The following is a 25,910-nucleotide window of genomic DNA, read 5'->3' on the forward strand; positions in this document are numbered from 1 at the left end:
AATCACCTCCGACAACAATCGTAAAAATTGGGGCGGCGATCTCCACCGCCCCAGGCTATGACATCATTGTTGGAGCGATGGCACCTTGCAGCACCATCGCTCCGTTTTGATTATCCGATGACAGCGAAGGCACGTACCGGCGACCCAGATCCGCCTTTGAACTTCAGCGGCACTCCAAAGAACTGTACTTCGCCCTTGCCTATCAGCTCTTCCAGATTGACCAGCCATTCCCAGTGGCTGATACCAAGGTCGCGGCAAAGCCGGTGTTGCGCAAAAATATTATCCGTCGGCTTGTCCGTAGATGGGCCTTCAACGCCGTGCATTTTCGATCCGCGTTCATGAAGCCACTTTGTTGCTTCGACCGTTAACAGCGGATTCTTCCAAACCGAGTCGAGAGTTGGGTAGTTGCGCTTGTGAAAACCAGTGCACAACAGAACGATATGACCATCGACTTTCACGCCGCTTTTCTTTTCAGCAGCCTCCATATCAGCCGCGGTGATGTCACCAAGGTCTGGAATATGCTGCAGGTCGAAGCAGACCGCTTTGCCCATGAACATCTCAAGCGGCATCTCATCTACCGCCTTGCCCTTCGGATTGACGTGGCGGAATGCATCGACATGCGTGCCAACATGGTCGAGCATTGCAATGAAGTTGGTTTGGAAGGTCATTGCATCGCCCGGCACGCCGAGATTGAAAGCCTTCGCCGATTCGTGAGACATATGGGTCGTGATCACCGGGCGTTGAAACATCTTATGTGCCGGCATGTTGTCTTCGATGAGCAGGCTAAGATCGACAATACGTTTACTCATTACTTTCTCCTTCGGCTTATTTGTCCGGTTGACGTTTCTTTCCGAGAAATGCTTCCATCACCGCCGGTGAGTCCGCCAGTTCGTCCGCATGCCCTTCAAGTTCTATTTTTCCGTGACCCACGACATAGGCGCGATGTGAGATCGCCAGCGCCTGCGCCGCTAGTTGTTCTACCAGTAGGATTGTCTGCCCCGCGGAATTCAGGTCACGCAGCACGCCCATCATCTGTTCGACGATCTTCGGCGCGAGGCCGAGCGACATCTCGTCGATCATTAAAAGGTCCGGTTTTGAAACAAGACCTCGGGCAACCGCCAGCATTTGCTGTTCGCCGCCGGACAGACTGCCGGCCCGTTGATGAAGACGCTCTTTCAGACGTGGAAACAAATCGAACATCGTGGCGAAATCGCGCAACGCCGCGTCGCGCTCGCAACTCCAGCGGCCATAAGCACCAAGGATCAAATTGTCTTCCACCGTCTGGTCCGCGAAGATCAAGCGTCCTTCGGGCACCATTGCAAGTCCGCGGCTGACCTTGCGATACGCTGGGAAATTTGCGGTCTCTTCGCCCTTGAACAGGACGCTGCCAGCGCGCGGCCGCACCAAGCCACTGATGCCACGCAGGATTGATGTTTTGCCTGCACCGTTGTTACCGATGACGGAAACGAATTCACCGCGACGTACGATAAGATCGACGCCTCGCACGGCAATTGCCGCGCCGTATTGGATTTCGAGGTTACGAACCTCAAGCAGCACATCGTTTGCGGTTGCGCCCATGGTCATGCCTCCGTCGCATGAGTCGCCGGAGCGACGCCGAAATACGCTTCAATCACGCGTGGATCGCTTTGAATGATGGCAGGCTTGTCACTGGCAATGACTACACCGTAGTCAAGCACGGTCACGCGATCCGCCACTGACATGATGAGATCGACATGGTGTTCAATCAGCAGCACTGAGATACCGAGCGACGCCATCCGACGGATCATCCGGTCAAGCTCGTCGATTTCCTGCGTGGTTAGACCGGCAGCGGGCTCGTCGAGTAGCAAGAGGCGCGGCGCGGAAGCGAGCGCACGAGCGATTTCTAGGCGACGCTGCAAGCCAAACGCCAAGAAGCGCGCTTTTTCATTGGTGAAGTTGGTCAAGCCGACAAATGCTAGTAGCGCTTCCGCCACATGACGGCATTCGGCCTCTTCCTTGTGGAACCGCCCGACACGCAACGCCGCTTCGAAAAGGCCATAGGAGAGCCGCTTCTGATAGCCGACCATCACATTCTCAATCACCGTAAGATCACCAAACAACTCGGTGTTCTGGAAAGTACGTGCGACCCCATTGCGGGCCACGAGATGCGGCGGTGAACCAGCAAGATTGATACCGTCCAGCGTGACGCGACCTTCATTTGGCCGGTAGAACCCGGTGACAATATTGACCATAGTCGATTTGCCAGCACCGTTCGGACCGATCAGGGCATGGATCTCTCCAGCCGCCACATGCATCGACGCCTTGTTAAGGGCGGTAAGACCGCCGAAGCGGATAGTGAGGCCTTCTGCCGAAAAGGATGCCGGCGCCTGCCCCGCTTTCGCATCCATCAGGACTTTCTCGATCCCACCCACTGGCATTGGGGGTCGCGTCGTGGCTCGCCCGAAGAAACGCGTAAAGAGGTTTGACAGCGTTCCGAAAATGCCGTGCGGCAGAACGAACATAACGAGCGCCAACAACAAGCCATAGGCGAACTGTTGCCAGTACTGCAGCTGCTGCAAGTATTCCGGCAGATAAGTCAGAACCAACGCACCAAGCAGCGCCCCGACGGTCGAGCCTGCGCCGCCCAGGACGACCATGAGCAGGAAGCGGATTGAATCGTTGAAGGTGAAGCTGTCTGGCGAAATATAGAGATTGAGAAATGCGTACAGTACACCGCCGAGACCCGCGGTCGCGGCGGCGATGACGAAAGCCAACGTGCGCACGCTGACAACATTGAGTCCTGTCCCGCGCGCTGCCGTCTCACTCTGCGACACCGCGAGCATGGCGCGGCCGTATCGGGATTGCTTGATATTGTGGGTCACTAACACGACAAGGAATAGCAATACAGCGAGTACGCTGTAATAGCGGAAACCACCAAGTGGCCACCCGAATAGTGTCGGCTTGGGGATGCTGCTGATGCCGGTGGTGCCGCCGGTGAGATGATGCCATTCGATAATGACGTTCTCAACGATCAGACCGAAGGCGATAGTGATAACGGCGAGATAGACGCCACGCACTCGTACGGTGGGATAGGCCAGCAGCGCGCCGAACGCCCCAGCGACCACAGTTCCGGCAACCGCTGCTAGAACGAAGTCTAACCCTAGACGAGTGGCGAGAATTGCGCCTGTGTAGGCGCCAAGCGCGAAGAGCCCAGCTTGACCAAGTGAGATCAGCCCTGCGAGCCCGACCAGTACGTTGAGACCGAGCGCCACGATCGCGTAGATCGTGAACAACATGAAAAGTCGCAGCGAGTACTCGTTCTCTGCCGTGAACGGCAACGCGACAAGGAAAATCGCCAGCGCAATGAAGGCGAGAGGTGTTAAAAGACGTTGGTTCATACCTTGAACACCTCGCGTTTGCCGAACAATCCTTGCGGGAAAACGAGGAGAACCAAGATGGTGAGGCCGAAGCCAACAATCTCTCGCGCTGCGGTGGAGATATAACCCTCGACGAATTTTTCCACGATGCCGAACCCAAGCCCCGCGATGACAACGCCGGGACCACTGGTGATGCCACCGATGATAGCAACGGCAAAACCCTTAAGGCCGAGCGTCAGCCCCATCGATGCAGATGCCTGGGTAATGGGCGCGATCAAAATGCCCGCCGCGCCACCGAGCGCGGCAGCGAGGCCAAACGAAAATGCGAACATCCAGTTGACGTTTATTCCCATAAGCGAAGCGGCGTGACGGTCGAACGAAACCGCATGCATCGCGCGACCGATCAACGTACGACGCTGCATCCAACTGAGACCAAGCATTGCCAGCACCGCAAACACCGGGATGACCAGCTCCTGCGGATAAACCCCAGCGCCTCCTATAGAGATCGCGCGCTCGACACCCGGCGAAGGCAACGCGCGCGAGAAGCCGCCAAATTGCATTGTCACTAAAGCTTCCAACATGATGCCGATTGCAATCGTCGTAAGCATCCAACCGATTGAACTGGCCGATTTAGCGAAAGGCCGCACGGCAAAACGCTCAAGCAGAACACCGAACAGGCACGACACTGCGATCGCAGCAAGAATAGCGAGAGGCAGCGGAATGCCCCGATCGATGGCCATGATCGTGAGCACCGCTCCAAGCATGAGCGTGTCGCCATGGGCAAAGTTTACCGCTTTTGCTGCTGACCACATGATGTGGAAACCTAGCGCTACCAGCGCATAGCAGCCGCCAATCGCGAGCCCCGATAGAACATATTGGATAATCGATTGCATCTGGCCCACCGCGCGCACGGCTATTCCACTGAGAGCCGCACTGACTCTCACGAAATGTCCGGTGTGGAGGCTGCCCGCCTAATGCGGACAGCCAAGTTTCAGATTAGTTGTTGGCTTTGCCGTAAACGGTCTGCTCAATCGGCAGCAACTTGCCGTCCGACCACACCGTCAGCTTGTAATACTGCGGCAGAATTGCATCCTGACGTTCAGGGTTCGACGCATCGAACGCCGGATCGTATTTCGCGACCAAACCGTCATACTTCACGGTGTAGAGTGCGTCGTGCACCTTCTTCCAATCGTAAGAGCCAGCCTTCTCGATCGCTTTGGCGAGAATGTAAACCGCATCATAAGAGTTTGCGGTCGCCGATCCCATCTTCAGTTCCGATGGATCCTTAAGACCGAACTTCTTCTTGATCTTTTCCCAAACCGCTTTGGTGCGCGGATTCATCTCGCCCATCCACGTGAAGGTCTGCATTACACGCACGCCATTCGCGAGCGGGCCAGCAAGATCGCCGAGATTGCCGGCGATACCCCACGCGCCGACAATGGTCGGCTTGTAACCGATCTTGTCGAAGCTGCGGACGATCTGATTGCCTTCGCGATCAAGCGCAAAGGTGACGACGGTATCGGCGCCGGAGTCGCGAATTCGGATGGCCTGGGCCGACATGTCCTGATCGTTCCAGTTAAACGTTTCGACTGCGGCAACTGTTTTGCCCTTGGCTTCCATTGCCGCCTTAAAGTCAGGCAGAGCGCCGTTTCCCCATCCCGTGTTCTCATACATGATGGCGACCTTGCCGGTCTTGGAAGCCTTGAGAGCCTCAGACGCGAGAAACTGGGAAACCCATTTATCCTTGGCGGAAACGCGGAACATATAGTTCGGCGAAGCGCCATTCTCGGTGATCTTGGTGCCGGCGCCGGTCGTACCGATCCACGGAATGCCGATTTCGTTCACGGGGCCAACCTGAGCGAGACCAACGGTCGAATGATAGCCACCGAAAATACCGATGCACTTATCCGACAATGCGATACGGCGGACGTTATCCACGCCACGCGGCGGAGCGCCGGCATCGTCATACTGAATCAACGATAGCTTCTGGCCGAGCACCCCACCCGCTTCGTTGATTTCATCGATCGCAACCTCCGCGCCGTATTTCACCGCGGCGCCACCGAAAGCAGCCGGACCGGTCAGCGGCCCGCTGTTGCCGATACAAGGCTTCTGATCAGCCATCGCGGGCGCAGCCATGACAGCCAAAGCACCCGCAGCGAGAAGTGATATCGACCATTGTGAACGATACATTTTGCCGTCTCCCCTTTGTCAGCTCGCTTGAGAACATCCGAGCCATTGCGCAAATTGAAGACTAGGCCGTCCGCATGCACAAAGATGAAATCATTATCTTAGGTATAGGCGCTTCCTATGGTATAGTGTATCTGCTTAGTGAATAATCAAAAAGTGCGCAATATCAATGCATCTGCTGGTATACGCAAAGGCTAGAGGTAGTTCTGAAGGGGCCAAGACGAAGCTCCACTGCGTAATATAGCCGCTACTCGCAACGCCCTCGCATATGTCGATGGGAACAACTCGCACCGTTCCCTTGGTGGTCGCAGCGCTTGGAGAATTCAGAGTCCATGGACCTTAGACAATTGCGATCATTGGTCTACATCGCCGATTCAGGCAGCTTATCGCGCGCTGCTGAAATCCTGCGCATTGCACAACCTTCGCTTAGCCAGCAGATCAAAGACCTCGAAGCCGAACTTGGCGTCGAGCTATTTCACCGTCACGCGCGCGGCGTCCTTCTCACCGAAGCTGGACATACACTCTATGCTCATGCTCGCTCGATACTGAAGGATGTAGCCTTCGCAAAAGAGACGGTTGCAACACAGTTGCGCAACCCGAGCGGCAAAGTGTCAGTCGGCTTCCCCACGTCAGTGTGCCGCGGCCTCTCGTCAGCTTTGATCAAGAAAGTGAATGAGAAGTATCCGAATATCTCGATCTACCTGATCGAAGCAATGACCGGCACGCTCGACGAGTGGATGCAGATCGCAAGGCTCGACATAGCAGTCCTTTACGATCCTCGCGTGTTCGCAAACATTTCACTGTACCCTGTCGCAATTGAAAATCTCATGTTGATCGCCGACAGCAAGAACCAAATTCTGCATCGCAATTCGATCGGATTTGCCGAATTGGAAAACATTCCGGTCGTGCTACCCGCAAAGCAGCACGTCCTGCGTAACTACATTGAGCATCTCGCTACACGAAATGGTATTACGCCGCGCGTCGTGATCGAGAGCGATTCATTTAACGCGATCCTCGAAATGGTGAAGGCCGGTTACATGACTATCATGCCGCATTTCGGCATGTTGCAGGAAATCAACGCCGGCCTTTTCGGTGCAATCCCCATTGTAGACCCGACACCAAGTTGGAATATCTCGGTTGTGGTCTCGCAAAGGACTATCAACATGCACTCCACCGACGCTGTAGCAAAGACCTTGATCGAGCTAATGCGGGACATGATCCAAAGCGGCACGTGGAGAGCGCAAATTCTTTCCGATTGAATGATCAGCGTTTAGGTTAACATCGGAGTCACAAACCCATTTTCTTTGCAAGAGATGCTCGAGCAGGCTCGCGATTTCCAGACGCTCGAGCACTGTCCAAGGCCCTGACCGCGCCTCTGCTGGCATGCTTCGCCACCACTGCAACGGTGACACGTCGTTCGGATAGCTCTCGGGCGGCTATATCGTCGCTCCGGAAGGTCAATGGGTGAGCGTTGTGGCGTTCCATGGCCGGGCCGGAAATGATCGTCACATAGCTTTCGATCTTCGCGAAATGGTTCGGAAAACCATCGGGACCGGGCTTGTTCGAGAACGAGCGTTCAATCACAACGTCCGGGTTGGCCAGCGTCATCTGGTGCGGCCTGTCGCCAAGATTGCTGATCGGCCTTCCATCAAGGCCATGCGGATGCGACCCAGCAAAGTAGACTTGGTGATTGTGCTGGACGAACCGCTGCTTCGTCGCGGGAACGAGTTTATTGACGATCGCGTCCCAGCAGAGTTAGCCCTTGTCGTCGAGGTAGGGAATATCCCTCACCACAAGATGGTTGCTATCGAGCGCGATCGCGTAGCCCTTGAGGGGGATCGGTTGCTGGCCGCCCGCGCCAGCATGCGCATTCCGACATCGCGCGCGCGATCCGGTCGAATCGTTGTCTTCCTGATCATTTTCGCAATCGCTGCCGCAACGATGGCATGGCATTTCTATGGTGACCAAGCAAAGCAGCCGTTTTCAAGCCTGGTGCCGCAATTTCTTGGAACTGCGCCAGCTCCAACGCCAAACACCAGCGCCGCTGAGCCGCAGAACGTAGCCTCCCGAACCGCGGCGCCTCAACCGGCTGTCGCTCCGGCACCTACGCAAGAGAGCAGCAACGCGGCATCCGGGACGCCACCGCTACCTGAGTCGGCTCCTGCTATGCCGACGGCGGAAGCTCATCCGACGCAAGTAGCGCTGCCGCCTGAAATTACGCAGTCTCTTGAAGCTATGGCGCAAGAAATTGCTTCGTTGAAGCAAGCAGTAGAACAGTTGCGGGCCGGTCAGCAGCAATTGAGCAACGATGTCGCAAAAACCAGCGAGCACGTGGCACGCCATAAGCTTGCCGAGCAAGCATCCAAGCCAGTGTCACGGCAACGACCACCGGCATGCGCCGACACCAGCAGTGGCTTCGCGTCCTCTCGCACCCTATTCGTCGCGACAAACACAGCCGAAACGACAAATCTATCCGCAAGGCATCGCACAACACGAAGGTTACACCCCACCCTCCGCGCCCGCGCAACTTCCGTCACAGCACCGCGCCTCGACCGCCAATGCCGCTACAATAATCGCTTATTGCCGGCGAGCCCGCCGCGGCCTTTACGGCCCAGCCTCCTCGGCCCCAACAATTTGATCTGCTTTGCGCAGAAAGTCCTCGAAACCGGATAAGAAGCGCGGTCAGGACAACTAGCCTGTTGTCCTGACCGCGCTTGTTGTCCCCGCCTCAGGCGACCGCTGACTTTATTTTCTGACGATTGCTCTCGAGCCGGCGGTCCACCAGCGCGACGATCTGATCGACCACGGGGTGGCTCATGCCCTTCTGCCGCGCCAGTAACTGCACCAGCTTGTCGGCCCGCTCGACGTTCGGAGCACCGTTGATCAGCGCCCGCGCCACCGACGCCGGACGCGCGAGGCTTTTGGCCGCCGCTGCGTATTTGTCGAACGGCACGAGATCCTCGCGCTTTGCGCCGAGCGCGATGCAAACATCCGATACGAACTCATACACCGCGCGCGACTGCTCAAGATCGGAATGCACCGCCTCCTGCGCCGTGCGCATGCCGTCCGCCGTGACGCAGCGGTAATTGCCGGCCATCAACATCGGCCATTTTGCCAGCGGCACGAACAACGAATCGTGGAAGCGCAGTTTCACCGGCACTTCGGTCTCGCCGTCCACCATGCGGATCGCATCGATGTCCCGCTCAAGCTGGAGCAGAATGGCATTGCTGCTTTCACTGTCGAAGCGCGCGACCTTGAAGTTGGTCGGCAGCGTGACGTGCAGGAAGTTGACCTTTTCCTCCGGCGGACGGATCGCCTGCGGATCGGGGCTGCACAGCGTCAGCGTGCCGGGATCGAACGCGCTCCAGACCGACGGATCGGTGTAGGCAGCCTTCACCGCGCTCGCGTCGACGCCCGGAAGACGCGCTATGTAAGGCAACGGCGGCATGTTCATGATCGACATGCAGGGGACACGCGACTTGGCGATGCGCTCGAGCAGCTCACGCACGCCCGGCGAACCATATTGCGGCTCCTGCATCGCAAGCCCGATCAGATCGTAGTTCGCCGGATTCGCATCCGCCGCACTCACAGCGGACACCTTGCCGGGCAGATCGCGCGAATCGATCAGGACCGGTTGCTCGCGACCGCGAATCGGCATCCGCACGCGGAAGCCTTCGCTGTTGATGAGATCGGCCTCGGCAGGAAGGCAGACCAGCGTGACGGAGTGACCGCCGAACAGGAGTTTGGAAGCAAGTAGCGATCCATAGGAGGCGCCGAGGATGAGAATTTTATAGTGCGACATTGTGGTTCTCTTTGCAGACGGAGATGCTGCGGCCGGCGTTACAGCTGAAGCCTGTCTCCGTATTTCCCAAGGTGTTTTGTTTGAGCGCTTGTTGCGCCTGGCGTGCGCGCACGATCATGATCGTGCGAACGTCTGTACGAATAGTCGGTAGAGCTGAGCCGGCCTCAATGAGGCCGACTCATTATACGCTGCATATCCTCGAAGGCGGTTTCTCGCGACACCAGCGTCGCAATCAGCGTGATAGCGCCGAGTGCAACGAGGTACCAGGAGATCGCATGGATGGTGCCGAAGTAAGCCAGAAGACCCGTCGCGATCATCGGAGCGAAGCCGCCGCTGATCGCTCGGCGCCACATATGCAGAAACTGCAACATCCGGTCGATGATTCCGAAGACTGAAGACGGCCATTCTCGGCACCCCATCATCAGGCAACGGGGCTTTCTGTGACCCCGCCGAGCTTTGGCTTGCACAGCGATCCCTTAGCGCAGTTGCATATGTTAAAAGCGAGCCCCCCCCTAGCATCACGACGGATCAAACAGCACACCTGGATTGAGGATGGCTTTCGGGTCGAAGATGTTCTTCGCCGCCTTCATAGCGGAGCAGAATAACTCAGGACGCTCCTTGTCGTACCATGGGCGATGATCTCGACCGAGCGCATGGTGATGGGTGGTCGTCCCCCCGGCATCAACCATCGCCGTTTCAGCGATCTTTTTAATCGCCATGTATTGTTCCGGAATACGAGCTTTGTCACCATAGGCGTACCAGGTGAAGTACGGTGCCGGACCGTCTGGATAGATATGGGTAAACCGGCAGGTGACAGAACCAGGCCGTCCCGTGACCTCCCGAATCGCACGAAGAGTTTCCGCTCTCACATGTTCACGCATCTGAGCGAAGCGACCCCAGGTGACGCACGTTTCCATCGTCTCACGCATAACGCCGCGCGCAATCGCATACTCACGCAAGTAAGGTCCGCGCAGGAATTTGTCACGCCAGCTCTTGGCGCTGGAATCCGCATTTGCATCACCCTTTAGAACCGAAACGTCCCAAGTCCCGCCATGATCGCCGCAGATTTCAAGCGCACGATTCATCCAGACATCGACCGGATGGTCCGCAGATTCAAAGCCGAGCACCAGAATGTCGTATGTACCGTCGCTCGAGCCGGTGTAGGCAGCCTCCTCGCGCTCAACCAGCCGAGCACTTGCTGGATAAAGGCCCGACTGCGAGATGACGCGCGTTGCCTCGACCGCTTTGTCGTAGTCGCCGAACCGGACGCTGACCATCTGCCGGAAGGTCGGCCGCTTGTGCAAACGCACCCATGCTTCGGTGATGATGCCCAAAGCCCCCTCAGACCCGAGGAACAGACGATCGGGATTCGGGCCGGAGCCGGATGCAGGAAAGCGGCGCGACTCGATATTTCCCGAAGGCGTAACAACCTTCAGGCTTTGAACGTGATCGTCGATCTGCGTGTAGACCGTCGCAAAATGACCTGCCGCGCGCGTCGCAATCCAGCCGCCAAGCGAGGAGAACTCCCAAGCCTGCAGGAAGAAGCGCATGGTGAGGCCGCTCGACTTGAGCTGCCGCTCAAGGCTCGGGCCAAGAACACCCGCCTGAATTCGTGCGGACTGAGATGCATGATCAATTTCAAGCACCTTGTCGAAATACTTCATGTCGATCGATACGACGCCACGATAGCGGTCATGCGTCGGAGGATTGACGCCACCGACGACGCTCGTTCCCCCACCGTAGGGAATAGCGGCAAGACTATCGTTCTCGCACCAGCGGTAGAGTTGAACGATATCATCCTCTGTGCGCGGATAGGCAACCGCGTCCGGCGGATTGCGGAACTCTCCACGCACGGCGTAAGCAACGTCAACAGTCCCCGCTCCATAGGTGTGATAGAGCCGGTCATATTTGTCGGTCGTGCAGATATCCTGCAGCACCGCAGGAACCTTCACGCGCGAATCTCTGATCGTGACCGACTCAAGGGTCGGGAACGGCACTGCACTGAAGTCTGTGACGCCGAGAAGCCCAGTCCAGGCCTTTTCAAATTCAACCACTTCCGCGGGCGAAACCTTGTCGCCTTCGTGACCCCACCCGTAAAATTTTCTTCGCTGCTCCTGTTTGCCACCGTGCATGTGACATTCCTCCCTTTTGACGCTTTAATGACAACGATTGCTATAATTGCTATTAATATATGACTTTTTGATTTATAATCAATGGCTTGATATTATTGCAAACGTTGTCATTCGCTATTTTGGTGAAAAATCGTAGCGAGTCAATGGCCCGGCAGACAATTTTGAGTCGAGCCAGCAACTATCGACGGATCTGCTCGTGAAGGAGATGCGATGAGATTTTGAAGTGCAATCCTGGGAAGGAGACATCCAGTGCTTGCAAATGCGAAGCGCCTCAGGTCAGAACTACTTTAAGTGATGGGATGAAAACGTCGTGGCCAAGACAACTGTCAGTTTGAAACAGGTCGCTGCTTTGGCGGGCGTTTCATCTTCCACGGCATCACGCGCTATTGCGAAACCCGAGAGTCTGCATCCAGATACTCTCAAACGAGTTCGCGAAGCTATTGAATCTCTGGATTATGTTCCCTTCGCGCCAGCTCGTGTTCTCCGCTCGGGTCGAACTCAAACTATCGGAATCGTTGCACCGACGATTTTGAATGAGCTTTACGCACTGGCCATCGACACACTTGAAAGCCGGTTGGATCAACTCGGCTATACCGTGCTGCTCACTTGCCCCCACGGCAATCACGAAGCAGATATCCGCAGCATGCGTGCGCTCGTCGAGCGTGGCGTCGATGGCGTTGCAGCTATCGGATCCAACCACCATCACGACGTCTTTTCGCTACTGCAGCGCCAGAAGGTCCCCTACGTGCTAATGTGGGCGACCGATCGTGATCGAGTCCACCCCACAGTTGGGTACGATCAGAAGCTAGCGATGACTAAAATCACTGAACACCTCGGAAACCTGGGCCATAAAGATTTTGCAATTCTTCCAGGTCCGCTCCACGGCCATAAACTCTCAGAGGAGAGACTTGCTGGCGCCCGCGAAGGATTGAACAATCTTGGACTTACCCTTCCCGCCCAGAAAATTCTAGCAACACCCTACGACCCCGATGAAGTTCGTAAAGCGATCCACGAAATCATAACTTGCAGACCGGGCGTGACCGCAATTATCGGTGGCAATGACATGATTGCCGCCGCAGCCATTGCCGAATGCAGACGCCTCGGCATCGACTGCCCAAGACAGCTATCGATTACCGGCTTTGGCGACTGGGGCCTAGCCCGTCTGATGTCGCCATCATTAACCACCATACATTCCGACGCTGCGCGCATCGGAAACTTGACTGCGGACAATCTGCTTTCGCAAATTCAAGGAAAGAACGTCGAACACTGGCAATTGGAGTATGAGCCTGAGCTGGTAGTTCGTGAAAGTACGGCTACAGTTTAGGTTCGATCAACTCGATTGAACTGCTCAGATATGTTAGGTGTACCAATATGGCGGGCGCAATAATATCCTGCTAGCCGATACTACTATATGATCATGAGTTGCGCCCGCCGCTCCTTTTGCAAAGCGGGATCGGGCACCGGGCTCGAATCCACCAACCGGCGCGTGTAGGGGTGAGAGGGGTTTGCGAACACAGTCTCCGAGTCGCCCTCCTCCAGCACCTCGCCGTTCTTCATCACCACCACGCGGTCGGCGAATTTCCGAACCAGCGTCAGGTCGTGGGCGATGAACAGATAGGAGAGCTTGAGCCTGGTGCGCAATTGCGCGAGCAGCGCGACCACCTGCGCCTGGATCGTCATGTCGAGCGCGGAGACCGCCTCGTCGCACACGATCAACTCAGGTTCGAGCGCGAGCGCCCGTGCAATCGCGATGCGTTGGCGCTGACCGCCGGAGAACTCGTTGGGGTATTTCACGAGATCGGTGCGCGCGAGTCCGACCATCTCGAGAAGCTCGCCCGCCCGCTCGGCCTGCTTCGCCTTCGGCACGACGCCGGGATGCAACTCCCACGGCTCGGACAAGATCGCGAGCACGGTCATGCGCGGATTGAGCGAACTATACGGGTCCTGAAACACCGCCTGTACCGAGCGGTTGTAATCCTTCAGTTCGCCCTTACCGAGTTTGCGGATATCCTTGCCGTAAAATTCGACGGAGCCGTTGGTGATGTCACGCAAGCCGAGCACCCCGCCTGCGAGCGAGGACTTGCCGGAGCCGGATTCGCCCACGACACCGACGATCTCGCCTTTGCCGACAATCAGATTGACGTTCCTGACGGCGCGGAACGGGCCGTAGCTGATGTCGAGATTGCTGACCTTGAGAAGCGGCGCTGGCGCAACCGGCTTTGCCGAGCGATATTCCTCGGAGCGGTCAGCCAGAAGCTGCCGCGTATAGGGATGCTGCGGGGCCGCAAAGACATCCGCCGTGGTGCCACGCTCGACGATTTCGCCCCTCTTCATCACCAGCACGCGGTCGGCGATGTCGGCCGCGACTCCAAGGTCATGGGTGATCATCATCAGCGACATTTCCGTCTCGGCTCGCAGATCACGCAGCAGTTCGAGAACCTGCGCCTGCACAGTAACGTCGAGTGCTGTGGTCGGCTCGTCAGCAATCAGAAGATCTGGCGCAAATGCCATCGCCATCGCGATCATGATGCGCTGGCGCTGGCCGCCAGAAAACTGGTGCGGATATTGAAATACCCGGCTCTGCGGGTCAGGAATATCGACGCGCTTGAGGAGTTCGAGCGTCCGCGCATCGGCATCGACCTTCGACATGCCATGAATGCGGCATACTTCGGAAATCTGCCAGCCGATCGGGTAGACCGGGTTGAGGTGGATTAGCGGGTCCTGAAACACCATTGCGAGGCGACGGCCGTAAAGCTTGCGCCGCTTCTCGATCGGCATCGTCAGCAGGTCTTCGCCGTTGAAGCGGATGTTGCCTTTAGTGATGCGGCCCGGCGGGCAATCGAGTAGCCCAAGAACGGCACTGGCGGTGACGCTCTTGCCTGAACCGCTTTCCCCAATCACTGCCACAGATTCATTGCGGCCGATCGAGAAGCTGATATCGCGCACGGCCTTGAACCAGCCATGCTCGGTTGCGAAATCGATGGTGAGATTCTCAACCTCGAGCAGTGGTTTCGATTCATCACGCATTGATAACCGCCTTCGTCTTGAGACTCGCGCGCAGCGCCGGATCGTTAGCGATGCGGAACCATCCTGCAAGAAGATTGGCGCACAGCGCGGTTATCATGATCGCAAGACCCGGCCAGAACGCGAGCCACCACGCCACATTGAGGTAGCTGCGACCTTCCGCAACCATTAGGCCCCAGGTAATCGCCGGCGGTTGCACGCCCATGCCAAGGAATGAGAGCGCAGACTCGGCGAGCATCAGATAGGCGAAGTCGAGAGCTCCAATCACGAGAAGCGTCGGCAGAACGAGCGGAGCGATGTGACGGATCGCAAGGTGCATGCGCCCTGCTCCCATCACCCGCGCGGCCAAGACGAACGCCCGCTGGCGAATCTCAAGCGCCTCCGCGCGCGCAGTACGCACATAGACCGGCAGGCGGGTGATCCCGAGCACGATCACGATATTGATGGGATCAGGACCGAGGACGTAGAGAACGATTAGCGCCATCAGGAGCGATGGAAAACTCATGACAATATCCATCGCGCGCATGATGACCTGCCCAAGCGCGCCTCGGCTCAAACCCGCCACAATCCCGACGCAGCCGCCGACCAGCATCGAGACAAGCAGCGATCCGGCTGCGATGCCAATCGTGTTGCGCGACGCAACGATGATGCGCGCAAGGATGCTGCGGCCGAGCGAATCCGAGCCAAGCACATAGAGCCAGCCGGATTCGATATGGAACGGATGAGCGTTACGCGCGCGCAGGTTGATGGAGACCGCGGCCTTGCCGAGCAGCTCGGGGCCGACAAGCGCGACCAGGCAGATGAACACCATGTAGATGGCGGCGGCCAAAGCGAGCTTGTCCTGAAGGAGAAGCTTGAACATGCCTCGTGCTTTCATGGCTAACCTCAGCTTGCCCGAACACGCGGATCGATCCGCGTGTAGGCAAAATCGATCAGGATATTCATCACAAAGATCGCGAAGGCGGTCAGCAGGATACAGGCCTGCACCACGGCGAAGTCGCGCTGCTTGATGGCGCTGATCATCAGATTGCCAATACCCGGCCAGCCGAATACTGTCTCGACCACGACCGCGCCGTTGATGAGGGCGGCGGCCTGGTCGCCTGCAACGGTGACGACTGTCAGCAGCGAGTTACGCAGCGCATGCAGGAAGATGATGCGGCGGTTGCCGGCACCCTTGGCGCGCGCCGTCTTGACGTAGGGGGAAGCGAGCGCACCGATCATCGAGGCACGCACCACCTGCGTCATCAGCCCGAGGGGCCGGATCAACAGAACGCCGGCCGGCAGGATCCAATGCCACACCGATCCCATGCCCGAGGTCGGCAGCAATCCCAGCGAGACCGAGAAGACAAGGATCGCAACGATTGCCACCCAGAAGTCGGGTGCGCTCGCGCTGGTGATCGTAATCATGCTGGCGATGCGGTCGAACACCCCGCTCGGCCGGAACGCCGATAGCGAGCCGATCAGGATGGAGAAGAACACCGCGAGGATCATGGTGACGAGAGCAAGCTTCAGCGTCACCGGAAATGCATTGAGGGCGGCATCCATCGCTGGCCGGCCCTGGAAAATCGATTGGCCGAAATCGAAGTGCAGCATGTCGTAGATGTAACGGCCAAACTGCACATACATGGGTGCGTTGAAGCCATGGCGTTCTGCGAAGGCGATGCGCTGATCCATCGGCGCATCCATCGGCAGGAACAGATTGGTCGGATCGCCCGTCATACGTGCCAGGAAGAACACAAGCACGAGCAGAAAGAGAAAGGCGAGCAGACTTTGTCCGCCACGGCGCAGAATATAACCCGTCATGAAAACCCCTTAACCTCCAGACGGGTGCGGCTTTGAAGGCCGCACCCGCTCCTTTAAACCCCGGACTTACTTGAACCCAACCGTGCTCAACTGAAGTTCGGAATTGGTGGCGATCGACGGACGAAAGTCCAATCTCTTGTTCACACGGGTGAACCCAACCATGTGGAACAGCGAGACGTCGGGAACGTCCACCTCGTGAATTCGCTTGAAAGCCTCCTGATAGAGCTTGGTGCGCTTTTCACCGGTCGACTTGCCGGCCTCGTCGATCAGCTTATCGAGCTCGGGATCGCTGATCGTCGATTGACCGCCCTGCGAGTGGTACTTCACATAGATGGTGAATACCGCGTCGCCGTTATTGTTGTCGTGCTGCTCCTGGAACAGCGTCGGCTGGCGGTTCTCCGCGAAAGGCTTGAACAGAAGCTTGTACCATTCGGCTGATTCCGTCATCCGCAGCTTCACCTTCAGACCCACCGCCTCATACATCGCCTGCAGCGCCTGCACCGATTCCTCGGAGTTGGGGTAAAGGTTGTAGCGGCCGACCAGCACGATCTCGCGATCGATCGGCGTGCCGGCAGCCTTTGCTTCCTTCAGGAGGGCCTTGGCCTTGGCCGGATCGTAAGGATACGGCTTGAGGTCCGGGTTATGCCCGTTGATGCCGGGCACAACGTGCTGGGCTGAGGCGATCACCTGCTTGCTGAAGATGGTGCCCTTCATGCCCTCGCGGTCGGTCGCGTAGTTGAGCGCAAGTCGGACCCGCAAATCGTTGAGCGGCGGGATCGCCGCATCGATGCGCAGACGCGAAGTCTCCGAGTTCAGGAAGCTGAAATCTATCGACGGATCGGTTGCATCCTGCACCGCAATATTCGGCGAGATATCGGCCTCGCCGGAGGCGACCATGGCCGCGCGCACGGCCGATTCCGAACGCCAGATATAGGTTGCCTTCGTCACCTTCGGCTTGTCGCCCCAATAATCGTTCGTGCGCTCAAGCACGATACGTTCGCCCGGCACCCACTGGGCGAGTTTGTAAGGGCCCGTGCCAATCGGCTCGCGGGTGATCTTCCCCATCGGTGTTGCGGTCGACATGGCGACGACCGTTCCCATCAGCGTCGGTAGGATCGGCTGCGGGGTATTGGTCTTGAACTCGATCTCGTCGTCGCTGATCGGCGTCGCCGTGATGGTCATGCCGCCGAAATACTTGACGCGAATCTCGCAATCGATCGACTTGTCGAGGGTCCGCTCCAGCGAATACTTCACGGCGACGGCGTTGAACGGCGTGCCGTCGTGGAACTTGACGCCATGACGCAGCTTGAAGCGCCACGTCAGGTCGTCCACCTGCTTCCATTCGGTCGCAAGGCGCGGCTTGATCTGACCGTTCTTGGGATTGATCTCGGTCAGGGTCTCGACGACGTTCTGCTTGATGACCTTGCCGACCTGAGACTTCGACGACTGGCAAGGATCGAGCTGATCGGGCTGGGTTTCGAGCACGACCGTGATGTCAGTCGGCGCGCTCCATGCGTAAGACGGCAGGATAGACGGCGCCGCAATGACGACCGCCCCCAAGCATAGCTTCAGAAGTTTTCTCATGCATTCCTCCAAGGACCTCTTATATTTTTATTCGACGGCGGTTGGTCAGTCCGGCGTCAGTGTTGCTCCTTTGTAGATTGGCTTTGCGAGCCGTTGGAAAACCGACAACCAGCCGCGATCAGTGGCAGGCGGCGGGCTCGCAAGCCTGTCCTGTCTTTCCGCAAGAATGGCTTCATCCACCAGCAGCGAGATGGAACGCGCGGCGACATCGATCTTGATCATGTCTCCATCCTCGACGAGCGCGAGCGGGCCGGCCTCGAAAGCCTCCGGCGCCACTTGGTTGACAGCAATGCCGCGATTCAGCCCGGAGAGCTGACCATCCGTCACCACGGCAACCGTCTCGCCAAACCCCGCGCCGTTTAACGCCGCGACGAACCACGAGGCCGATGCGAGGCCAGGGCCGCCGCGCGGCCCGAGATAGCGCAGCACGACGACATCGCCGGCTTTGATCGTCCCGCCGAGGCCATCGATTGCAGCTTCCTGCGAATTGAAGGTCCGGGCCGGACCACGAAAGCTGAGTTTGTGCCCTTCCGCGGTGCCGAGCTTGAGAAGCGAGCCATCGGGCGCGAGCGAACCGCGCAACGTCACGAGCGCCGGCGTACGCGATACCGGATCGTCGAGCGTCCGAATAATCCCGTTCGGAACCTCGTAGCCGGCAAGCTCCTCGCCCCAGCTTTTTCCCGTGACTGTCAGCGCGTCACGATGGATCAGGCTTTCGATCCGCTTCATCACGGCGCGACCGCCGCCGGAACGCTCAAGGTCCTCAACTCGTGCATTGCCGTTCGGCCGCACGGCGCAGAGAAGCGGCACTTTCGAACCGAGCGTATCGATGAGCGCGTAGAGATCGACATCAACCTGCGCCTCGTCCGCGATGGCTTGTAAATGCCGCACGCAGTTCGCCGAGCCGCTGACCGCGAGCACCAGCGCCACTGCATTCGCAAACGAGTCGGCCGTCATGATCTTGCGTGGCGTCAACCCCTCGCCCACCATCTCGACGATCCGCCGCGCGGCCTTGTCGATCTGTTGCAGCATCGCCGGGCTGTTGGCCCGCACCGGGGCGCTGCCCGGCAGCGCAAGACCAAGCGCCTCACACACGAGGTGCATCGAGTTCGCCGTGCCGAGACCCGCGCAGACACCGGGGCCGGAAATGGCATGATCCGCCATGCCGCTCAGATCGGAGAGCGGCAGTTCTCCCGTCACCACCTTACCGACATTCTCGAACACGTCCTCGATATCGATCTCGGCGCCGCCGTAGCTGCCGTGCCCCTGATAGCCGCCAAGGATGAAGATGGTCGGAATGTCGAGCCGCCCCGCCGCCATCAACTGGCCCGGCGTGGTCTTGTCGCATGAGGCTAGGCACACCATGCCGTCGAGCATCGGCCCTTCGACGGAAACTTCGATATCGCTCGCGATCAAATCGCGGCTCGGCAGAATATAGCGCGCGCCCTTGGCTGCGCCGTGAATGAAGTCGCTCGGCGCAGTGGTGCGGATTTCAAACGGAATGCCACCATTGTCGCGAATCGCGGCCTTAAGCCGATCGCTCACACCGTCGAGATGACTGAAACAGATCGATAGCTCGGATGACGTGTTGACGATCGCGATCTTCGGTTTTTCCATGTCGGCGTCGGACAACCCCAACGCCTTCCACTGCGCGCGCCGTACCGCCCACGCCGTGGTGCCCGGCTTGAAGTTGCTACGCAGATGAATGTTCTCCCGGGACATTACTATTATCTTTCTTCTTACGCGTGAGCTTTTTTTGGCATCGGCGTCAGGCTGACGCCGCTTGCCTTTAATACCGCTTGCAATGGTTTGATATCGACTGAAGCCATATCGCCGCTCCCGGCCATCACGGCCGCAAGGCCAGCGGCCTGCCCGGTCGAGAAACAGTTCGCGGTGACGCGAACGGCGGCCTGCGCCTCGTGCGTCGACGACAGGCACCGGCCAGCGACCAGGAGATTGCGCACACCTATCGGCAACAGCGCACGGTACGGAATGTGATTGTAACCACCAGGACTAAGCCAGACCCAGCGCGTCGAGCGTCCGCCGCCGTGATCCTCAATTGGCCAGCAATTCGCAGCGATCGCATCGTCGAACTTCCGCTCTTTCAGCACATCGTCGGAGGTGAGAACATGCGGGCCAACGATGCGGCGGGTCTCGCGGATGCCGAGCTCAGCGCCGGTGTCGAGAATATAGGCGTTGGCGTAGCCAGGAACGTAACGACGGAATATCTCGAGATAAAGTCGTGCCTGGCGGCGCCCCTCGCGCTCGGCCTCGCTCAGCTCAAACGGATCGAACGTATCGGGGGTATGACCTTCGACCTTCACCTTGGTGATGTTGAGGTGAACGATGCCGTCGCGTACTGAATAAATCCCACCCGCCGTACGCGGCAGGTCGTAGCCGTCCGCCACTGCCTGCTCTAGCAGCCGGTGCATTTCGTCGCGCGGAACCTTCATCGCAACAGTGGTATCGACGCCACCCATACGGAACATGGCGGTCGGAAACTGCAGCGATGCCTGGTCGTATTCGGTTGCAGCACCGGCCATGTCCGCGAGTTCGCCGTCGCCCGTGCAATCGATGAACGCATTGGCGCGTATGGCAAACAGCCCACCCCGTCCGCGCACGATCACATGGCGGATGCGGCCGCCTTCCACGCCCGCCTCGACGAGCCGCGCTTGATAAAGCACGGTGAGGCGCGGCGCCTCAGCGAGATCGTCAAGCACGGATTTCATGATGAAGAGGTCATAAGGCAGCGACGCCGTCTGCAGCCAAGGCAACGCGCCGCGGCTGCCGCCTGCGTGTTCGAGCCTGCCCCGCACCTCTTCGGCAAAGCCGTGCACCATCTGCACCGGCGCGCCGTCGATCAAAGAATAAAGCCCGCAGACGCCGCCTAGCGACGTTGACGTCATCGTGCCACCGAGAAAACCGTTGCGCTCAAGCAGCACTACGGACGCGCCTGCCCTTGCCGCGCACACCGCAGCCGCCACGCCGGCCGCGCCGCCGCCTGCCACCACGACGTCCACCTCGCAAAGCACTTCCACTTCGCGCGCGAGACGGCCAACGGTATGGCAGCGGGGCGACATCACACCACCCCCTTATCGTGCAGGGCGGCGATCTTAGCATCGGAATAACCAAGATCGTTGCCGAGCACTTCATTGGTGTGCTCGCCGAGCATCGGCGGGGCGCTGCGAATGCCGAGTTCGACGCCGGACATCCGGATCGGCGACCGCAGAAGGCGGATAGGATTTTTCCCCGTTGCGGAGTGTTTAACCTCCGCGAGTACACCACGTGCTTTCACCTGCGGGTCCTCAAACACCTCGGGGATCGTATGGATCGGGCCGCACGGCACCTGTTCTTGCCGGCACAGGCTGAGCCAGTGCGCCGAGGTGCGCTTCGCAAAGGCCGCACTGATCTCCGTGATGAGCTCCTTGCGGTGCTTGAGACGCAGCGTGTTGGTGGCAAAGCGTGGATCGAGCCGCAGGTCCGGCCGCTCGATCAGACTACAGAAGCGGAAGAACTGCGGATCGTTGCCGACGCCGAGATTAACGTGACCGTCCGCCGTGGCGAAGGTCTGATACGGCACGATGTTGGGATGCGCGTTGCCGAAGCGTTTTGGCTCCAAACCATCGACCAGGAAATTCGAGACCTGATTGTAAAGCCAAGCAACCTGGCAATCGAGCAGCGAGATATCGATCCGGCGGCCGATGCCTTCCTTCTCCCGCTCGCGTAGCGCGGCGAGAATCGAGACGGTCGCGTACATGCCCGACATGATATCGGCGATCGGCACTGCAACCTTCATCGGCTCACCATCCGGCTCGCCAGTGATGCTCATCAAACCGCCCATGCCCTGAATGATGAAATCATAACCGGGTTGTGGCGCGTAGGGACCGTCCTGCCCGTATCCGGTGATTGAGCAGTAAACGAGCGAAGGCGCCTTCGCGTGAACCTCCTCCCAGCCAAAGCCGCGTTTGTCGAGATCGCCGACTTTGAAGTTCTCAACTAGCACGTCACTCTTCTCGATCAGGTCATAGAGAATCGCCTTACCGTCGTCGGTGGTGATATCGACCGTTACCGAGCGCTTGTTGCGGTTGATGGAAAGGAAGTATGCACTCTCGCGAGTGGGCTCACCGTTCTCGTCCGTTAGGAACGGAGGCCCCCAGCTTCGCGTATCGTCGCCCACACCCGGTCGCTCGATCTTAATCACGTCAGCACCGAGATCGCCGAGAATCTGCGTGCAGCTCGGCCCCGCAAGGATGCGCGAAAGATCGAGAACCCTGATACCTTCGAGCGGCTGCTTCATGCATGTGCTCCAGATGACCGGTAAGGCGCTCTGGTATGCACGATACCAGAGCAACCCATCGCTCCGCGTGTAAGAACGAACGCACTCGCATTACAACCAGTTTGGTCTTGCGCGCGCATGTCAGTGATATGTGAAAGGAGCAATTGGCCGCAGTCGAAAACGTTGCGGCAGATCAAACGAGACGTAGTGCCCCACAACGCGACTGCCAAGCCTAAATAGAACGCCATATCGCGCCGCGCCACTTGAAGTTCCTCCGCGTGATAAGCCGATACACCGGACCGCTAACACGAGACGCTACTTAACTGACCCTATAAGGATACTTCCAAGGCGATGCTTGACTGACAAACGACTAATACTTATCGTTCGGTTGAGTTTTTGTTGCGTGAGGGCCTTACAAGTGGACTCGCGACTGCCACCTTTGAATGCGTTGCGTACATTCGTGACCGCCGCTCGCGTTGGCAGTTTCAACGACGCTGCGGCGGAGCTGTTTGTCACGCCCGCCGCCGTCAGCCGCAGCATCAAGTCACTCGAGGATCATCTCGGCTGCGCACTGTTTCATCGCTCGCATCGCCAAATCACGCTGACCAAAGACGGGCAGTATTATCTCGCGCATCTCGGCAATGTATTTGATCAGATCGCACTCGCGACACAGAACCTCGCGGCACAGCGCGCGCATCGTCCGCTCGTCGTCTGCGCCTATCCGACTTTCATCATCGACTGGTTGATTCCGCGCTGGTCGAAATTCGCGCGCGAGTCTACCGACCTCGAACTCAAGTTCGTGACCACACATACGCACGAGATTGATTTCGAGAAATCGGGCATCGATGCCGCGATCCTGAGTGATCGTCTCGAGTACGGCCCGCGCATGAGCGAAAAACTTTTCATGACAAATCTGGTCCCGGTGTGCAGCCCGAACTATCTGCCTGCTACCACACTAACATCCGACGATGACGAGTGGGGTCACAGTCTGCTCCACTCCGAAACACGCCCGAACGATTGGCAACGATGGGCGGAAGCAAACGGCAATACGCGGATCGATCCGTTCCGCGGCCAGCGCTTTGAAAGCTCGAAGCTGATGTATGAGGCGGCGATCGCGGGCGGCGGCATCGCGATCGGCCTGGAGGAGTTGTTGCAGCGCGAGTTCGGTGCGGGAAGCCTCACCATCGCTTTCCCTGACAGTAAGCCTGCGTCCTGCCCCTTCCACCTGATCCGGCCGGCCTCGACTGAAATGCATCCGTTCTTCCAGCCATTCCGTAAATGGCTGTTGAGCGAAGTGAACTCCAAACCCGAGCCGGAGAAGGCCGCAGCGTTGCTACCCTCAGGGATAAACGATCGTTCCAGTTTCGCGCAAAGCACGGCACTCGGCCTCAGTTAGCCAGCCTGACAAGGCATCCGCACCGCGCGCGGGCGCGGGCGGCGCGGGAGAATCCGGGACGCTCCGGCTGAAGCGCGGCGCGGGCGCAGCCTGACGATAGCCCGCGACATCGATATACGACCCACGCGCTGTCATGTGCGGATCGAAAAACGATTCCTGGAGTGACAGTACCGGCGTCACGCATGCATCGGTTCCGGCAAACAGCGCCGCCCATTCGTCACGCGGGCGAGCAAGAAATATCCTCCGCAGGCGCTCGCGTCCTTGCGACCATCGCGCCTGATCGTCCTGTGCTGACATCTCCGTCACACTAAGGCCGAGCTTTTCGAGAAACAGCGCGTGAAACCGCTTCTCGATAGGGCCAACCGCAACATAGCCCCCATCGGCGCATTGATAGGTGTCGTAAAAGTAAGCGCCGGAATCCAGAATATTTGTGCCACGCTCCTGCGAGGACACACCACAGGCCATGAGGCCGTTGATCGAGGTCAGCATCGCGGCGACGCCATCGACGATCGCGGCATCAACTACCTGCCCCTTACCCGATTGCCGCGCCTCTAAAATTCCAGCAAGCAGGCCGAGCGCGAGGAACAACGCGCCGCCGCCGAAATCGCCGATCAGGTTGAGCGGAACGGGCGGCGCTCCGCCCTTGCGACCCATGGCATGGAGCGCACCGGTAAGGGCGATATAATTGAGGTCGTGCCCCGCTGTCTTCGCAAGTGGCCCGCTCTGTCCCCAGCCGGTGATGCGGCCGTAGACCAATTGCGGATTAGCCGCAAGGCAGGGCTCGGGCCCGAGCCCCAGCCGTTCCATCACACCAGGCCGGAATCCTTCGATCAGGCCATCCGCCTCACGGAGGAGGCGAAGGACGAGCGTGACACCTTCAGGCTTCTTCAGATCAAGCTTGATGGTGGTGCGACCGCGCATAATGAAGTTGGTCTCGAGCGGCCGCTCAATGCCGATGTCGGCACGTTCCGGCCGCTCGATACGCAGCACGTCGGCGCCGAGATCGGCGAGCAACATGCCGCACATCGGCCCGGGGCCGATGGCCGGCATCTCGATAAACCTCACGCCAGCGAGCGGCCCTTTGCGCTCGCTCATGCCGCAGCCGACCGCGGCTTGGTCTTGCGGCCTGCCGCGCCGAGGAACGCGGGGATCTCGGTAAGCTCACGCCCGATGATGAGCTGATTAATCTGCGTAGTGCCATCGGGGATGGTGAGCATCCGCGCGTTGCGGAAGTGGCGCTCAACCGGAAATTCGCGCGTCACGCCACAGGCGCCGTGAACCTGAATTGCACGGGACGCTACCCGCACCGCTGCCTCGGACGCATAGACCTTCGCCATCGAGGTCGGCAGATCGCAGCGCCCGCCCGCATCGAGTGCCGCAAGCGCCTTGTAGGTGAGGAGCTGCATCGCCTCGGTCTCGCAGGCCATATCGGCCAGCAATTTCTGCACGAGCTGATGTGCTGCGATCGGCACACCGAACTGGTCACGCTCGGTCGCATAGCGGATCGCATCGTCGAGCGCCGCGCGCGCAATGCCAGAACTGATGACTGCCACCCAGGCGCGAGCGCGCTCGAAACCCGACATCGCTTCAGACAGCCCCGACGCGCCATCACCAAGACGGAATTCGTCGCCGATGTAGACATTGTCCAGCGTGATTGAGCCGAACGACCAGCCGTTCAGGCCGAGCTTCTCAAGCTCTCCAGATTCGAATTTGTGAACGGAGCGATCGAGAATGAAGATTCCGAACTCGTTCTCGCCGGTCCGGGCAAGCACGGTCGAAATATCGGCAACGGTTGCATTGGAGATGAACATCTTCTCGCCGCTAAGCCGCCAGCCATCGCCGTCGCGCACCGCTCTGGTCCGCAACTGACGGACGTTGGAGCCGGTGCCAGGTTCCGTCACCGCGCCGCAGCCGATGATGCGGCCCTCCGCCATGCCTGGCAGATAGCGCGCCTTCTGCTCGGCCGTGCCGCAACGATAGATCTTCATCGCAGCGCCCTCGCTGACATAGGCAAGACCCGCGACGTCCGGCACGAGCCGCGCCAATTCGCCGTAGAGCATTCCGCTTGTGAGATAACTCAGGCCCATGCCGCCGGCATCTTCGGGCAGCCAGCCTGCGCCGATACCATACGGATTGAGAATGCTCATGAGTTGATGCGCGAGTTCAGGCGAAAACGCCTTGTCGCACTTGTCCTTGATGAGCAGCAGCACTTCGGCTTCGACGCAGCGCTTGAGGCTTTCGACGACCATCTTGTCTTCTTCTGCTATTTCAAAATCCATGATTCTTGTCCATTGAAGTATCTGGTGAAGTCAAAGCCCGCCGTCGCGCGGGAGGCAGGCTATAGCGGCTT

General features: G+C 58.7%; 21 protein-coding genes. 3 read left to right on the forward strand and 18 right to left on the reverse strand.

The window, feature by feature from the left end; translation table 11 throughout:
• Nucleotides 1-110 precede the first annotated feature (110 nt).
• The 5 genes from AFIDRAFT_RS03425 to AFIDRAFT_RS03445 all read right to left on the reverse strand — a co-directional run bounded on the left by AFIDRAFT_RS03425 (nucleotide 111) and on the right by AFIDRAFT_RS03445 (nucleotide 5,546).
• Nucleotides 111-809 (reverse strand): cyclase family protein, encoded by a 699-nt coding sequence (locus tag AFIDRAFT_RS03425; RefSeq protein ID WP_009337690.1) that lies wholly within the window; start codon nucleotides 807-809, stop codon nucleotides 111-113.
• Between the two features lie 16 nt (nucleotides 810-825).
• Complete coding sequence (locus tag AFIDRAFT_RS03430; RefSeq protein WP_009337691.1) at nucleotides 826-1,578, reverse strand: ABC transporter ATP-binding protein; 753 nt, start codon at nucleotides 1,576-1,578, stop codon at nucleotides 826-828.
• Nucleotides 1,579-1,580: 2 nt separating this feature from the next.
• A complete protein-coding gene (locus AFIDRAFT_RS03435; protein WP_009337692.1) occupies nucleotides 1,581-3,377 on the reverse strand; it encodes a branched-chain amino acid ABC transporter ATP-binding protein/permease in 1,797 nt (598 codons plus the stop codon).
• Nucleotides 3,374-4,249, reverse strand: coding sequence for a branched-chain amino acid ABC transporter permease (locus AFIDRAFT_RS03440; RefSeq protein WP_040298021.1), 876 nt, complete (start codon nucleotides 4,247-4,249; stop codon nucleotides 3,374-3,376). Before AFIDRAFT_RS03440 ends, AFIDRAFT_RS03435 begins: the two co-directional genes overlap by 4 nt.
• Nucleotides 4,250-4,352: 103 nt before the next feature.
• Nucleotides 4,353-5,546: an ABC transporter substrate-binding protein gene (locus AFIDRAFT_RS03445; RefSeq protein ID WP_009337694.1), complete on the reverse strand. Its 1,194-nt coding sequence runs from the start codon at nucleotides 5,544-5,546 to the stop codon at nucleotides 4,353-4,355.
• Nucleotides 5,547-5,875: 329 nt separating this feature from the next.
• Here AFIDRAFT_RS03445 and AFIDRAFT_RS03450 point away from each other — a divergent pair, with 329 nt between their 5' ends.
• Nucleotides 5,876-6,802 carry a LysR family transcriptional regulator gene (locus AFIDRAFT_RS03450; RefSeq protein ID WP_009337695.1) on the forward strand — a complete coding sequence of 309 codons (927 nt, stop codon included), beginning with the start codon at nucleotides 5,876-5,878 and terminating at the stop codon, nucleotides 6,800-6,802.
• Between the two features lie 28 nt (nucleotides 6,803-6,830).
• Here the strand turns inward: AFIDRAFT_RS03450 and AFIDRAFT_RS20470 are convergent, their stop codons facing one another.
• The 4 genes from AFIDRAFT_RS20470 to AFIDRAFT_RS03475 all read right to left on the reverse strand — a co-directional run bounded on the left by AFIDRAFT_RS20470 (nucleotide 6,831) and on the right by AFIDRAFT_RS03475 (nucleotide 11,477).
• A complete protein-coding gene (locus AFIDRAFT_RS20470) occupies nucleotides 6,831-7,283 on the reverse strand; it encodes a DUF6791 domain-containing protein (RefSeq protein WP_502685476.1) in 453 nt (150 codons plus the stop codon).
• A 988-nt stretch (nucleotides 7,284-8,271) separates the two neighbouring features.
• Nucleotides 8,272-9,345 carry a Rossmann-fold NAD(P)-binding domain-containing protein gene (locus tag AFIDRAFT_RS03465; RefSeq protein WP_009337698.1) on the reverse strand — a complete coding sequence of 358 codons (1,074 nt, stop codon included), beginning with the start codon at nucleotides 9,343-9,345 and terminating at the stop codon, nucleotides 8,272-8,274.
• 164 nt (nucleotides 9,346-9,509) lie between these two features.
• Entirely contained in the window at nucleotides 9,510-9,716 is a 207-nt protein-coding gene (locus tag AFIDRAFT_RS03470) for a hypothetical protein (RefSeq protein WP_009337699.1), read from the reverse strand.
• Nucleotides 9,717-9,863: 147 nt separating this feature from the next.
• A complete protein-coding gene (locus AFIDRAFT_RS03475) occupies nucleotides 9,864-11,477 on the reverse strand; it encodes an FAD-binding oxidoreductase (protein WP_009337700.1) in 1,614 nt (537 codons plus the stop codon).
• Between the two features lie 310 nt (nucleotides 11,478-11,787).
• On the opposite strand from AFIDRAFT_RS03475, the gene AFIDRAFT_RS03480 reads away from it, so the two are divergent.
• Nucleotides 11,788-12,801: a LacI family DNA-binding transcriptional regulator gene (locus AFIDRAFT_RS03480; RefSeq protein ID WP_009337701.1), complete on the forward strand. Its 1,014-nt coding sequence runs from the start codon at nucleotides 11,788-11,790 to the stop codon at nucleotides 12,799-12,801.
• An 83-nt stretch (nucleotides 12,802-12,884) separates the two neighbouring features.
• On the opposite strand, the gene AFIDRAFT_RS03485 is transcribed toward AFIDRAFT_RS03480, so the two are convergent.
• From AFIDRAFT_RS03485 to AFIDRAFT_RS03515, 7 genes are all read right to left on the reverse strand, one after another.
• Entirely contained in the window at nucleotides 12,885-14,504 is a 1,620-nt protein-coding gene (locus AFIDRAFT_RS03485; RefSeq protein ID WP_009337702.1) for an ABC transporter ATP-binding protein, read from the reverse strand.
• A complete protein-coding gene (locus AFIDRAFT_RS03490; RefSeq protein WP_009337703.1) occupies nucleotides 14,497-15,378 on the reverse strand; it encodes an ABC transporter permease in 882 nt (293 codons plus the stop codon). The genes AFIDRAFT_RS03485 and AFIDRAFT_RS03490 overlap by 8 nt, the downstream gene beginning before the upstream one ends.
• Before the next feature lie 8 nt (nucleotides 15,379-15,386).
• Nucleotides 15,387-16,304 carry an ABC transporter permease gene (locus tag AFIDRAFT_RS03495; RefSeq protein WP_009337704.1) on the reverse strand — a complete coding sequence of 306 codons (918 nt, stop codon included), beginning with the start codon at nucleotides 16,302-16,304 and terminating at the stop codon, nucleotides 15,387-15,389.
• A 66-nt stretch (nucleotides 16,305-16,370) separates the two neighbouring features.
• Complete coding sequence (locus tag AFIDRAFT_RS03500) at nucleotides 16,371-17,888, reverse strand: ABC transporter substrate-binding protein (RefSeq protein WP_009337705.1); 1,518 nt, start codon at nucleotides 17,886-17,888, stop codon at nucleotides 16,371-16,373.
• Nucleotides 17,889-17,933: 45 nt separating this feature from the next.
• Nucleotides 17,934-19,610: a dihydroxy-acid dehydratase gene (ilvD, locus tag AFIDRAFT_RS03505; protein WP_009337706.1), complete on the reverse strand. Its 1,677-nt coding sequence runs from the start codon at nucleotides 19,608-19,610 to the stop codon at nucleotides 17,934-17,936.
• 17 nt (nucleotides 19,611-19,627) lie between these two features.
• A complete protein-coding gene (locus tag AFIDRAFT_RS03510) occupies nucleotides 19,628-20,968 on the reverse strand; it encodes an FAD-dependent oxidoreductase (protein WP_009337707.1) in 1,341 nt (446 codons plus the stop codon).
• Nucleotides 20,968-22,185, reverse strand: coding sequence for a CaiB/BaiF CoA transferase family protein (locus tag AFIDRAFT_RS03515; protein ID WP_009337708.1), 1,218 nt, complete (start codon nucleotides 22,183-22,185; stop codon nucleotides 20,968-20,970). The genes AFIDRAFT_RS03510 and AFIDRAFT_RS03515 overlap by 1 nt, the downstream gene beginning before the upstream one ends.
• Nucleotides 22,186-22,582: 397 nt before the next feature.
• On the opposite strand from AFIDRAFT_RS03515, the gene AFIDRAFT_RS03520 reads away from it, so the two are divergent.
• A complete protein-coding gene (locus AFIDRAFT_RS03520) occupies nucleotides 22,583-23,560 on the forward strand; it encodes a LysR substrate-binding domain-containing protein (protein ID WP_009337709.1) in 978 nt (325 codons plus the stop codon).
• Here AFIDRAFT_RS03520 and AFIDRAFT_RS03525 read toward each other — a convergent pair.
• Both AFIDRAFT_RS03525 and AFIDRAFT_RS03530 read right to left on the reverse strand, forming a co-directional pair.
• Complete coding sequence (locus AFIDRAFT_RS03525; protein ID WP_009337710.1) at nucleotides 23,504-24,655, reverse strand: CaiB/BaiF CoA transferase family protein; 1,152 nt, start codon at nucleotides 24,653-24,655, stop codon at nucleotides 23,504-23,506. The two genes, AFIDRAFT_RS03520 and AFIDRAFT_RS03525, sit on opposite strands and share 57 nt — an antisense overlap.
• Nucleotides 24,652-25,839, reverse strand: a complete 1,188-nt coding sequence (locus tag AFIDRAFT_RS03530) for an acyl-CoA dehydrogenase family protein (protein WP_009337711.1) — start codon at nucleotides 25,837-25,839, stop codon at nucleotides 24,652-24,654. The genes AFIDRAFT_RS03525 and AFIDRAFT_RS03530 overlap by 4 nt, the downstream gene beginning before the upstream one ends.
• Between the last annotated feature and the right edge of the window lie 71 nt (nucleotides 25,840-25,910).

Source organism: Afipia sp. 1NLS2 (assembly GCF_000178995.1).
Classification (GTDB): Bacteria; Pseudomonadota; Alphaproteobacteria; order Rhizobiales; family Xanthobacteraceae; genus Afipia.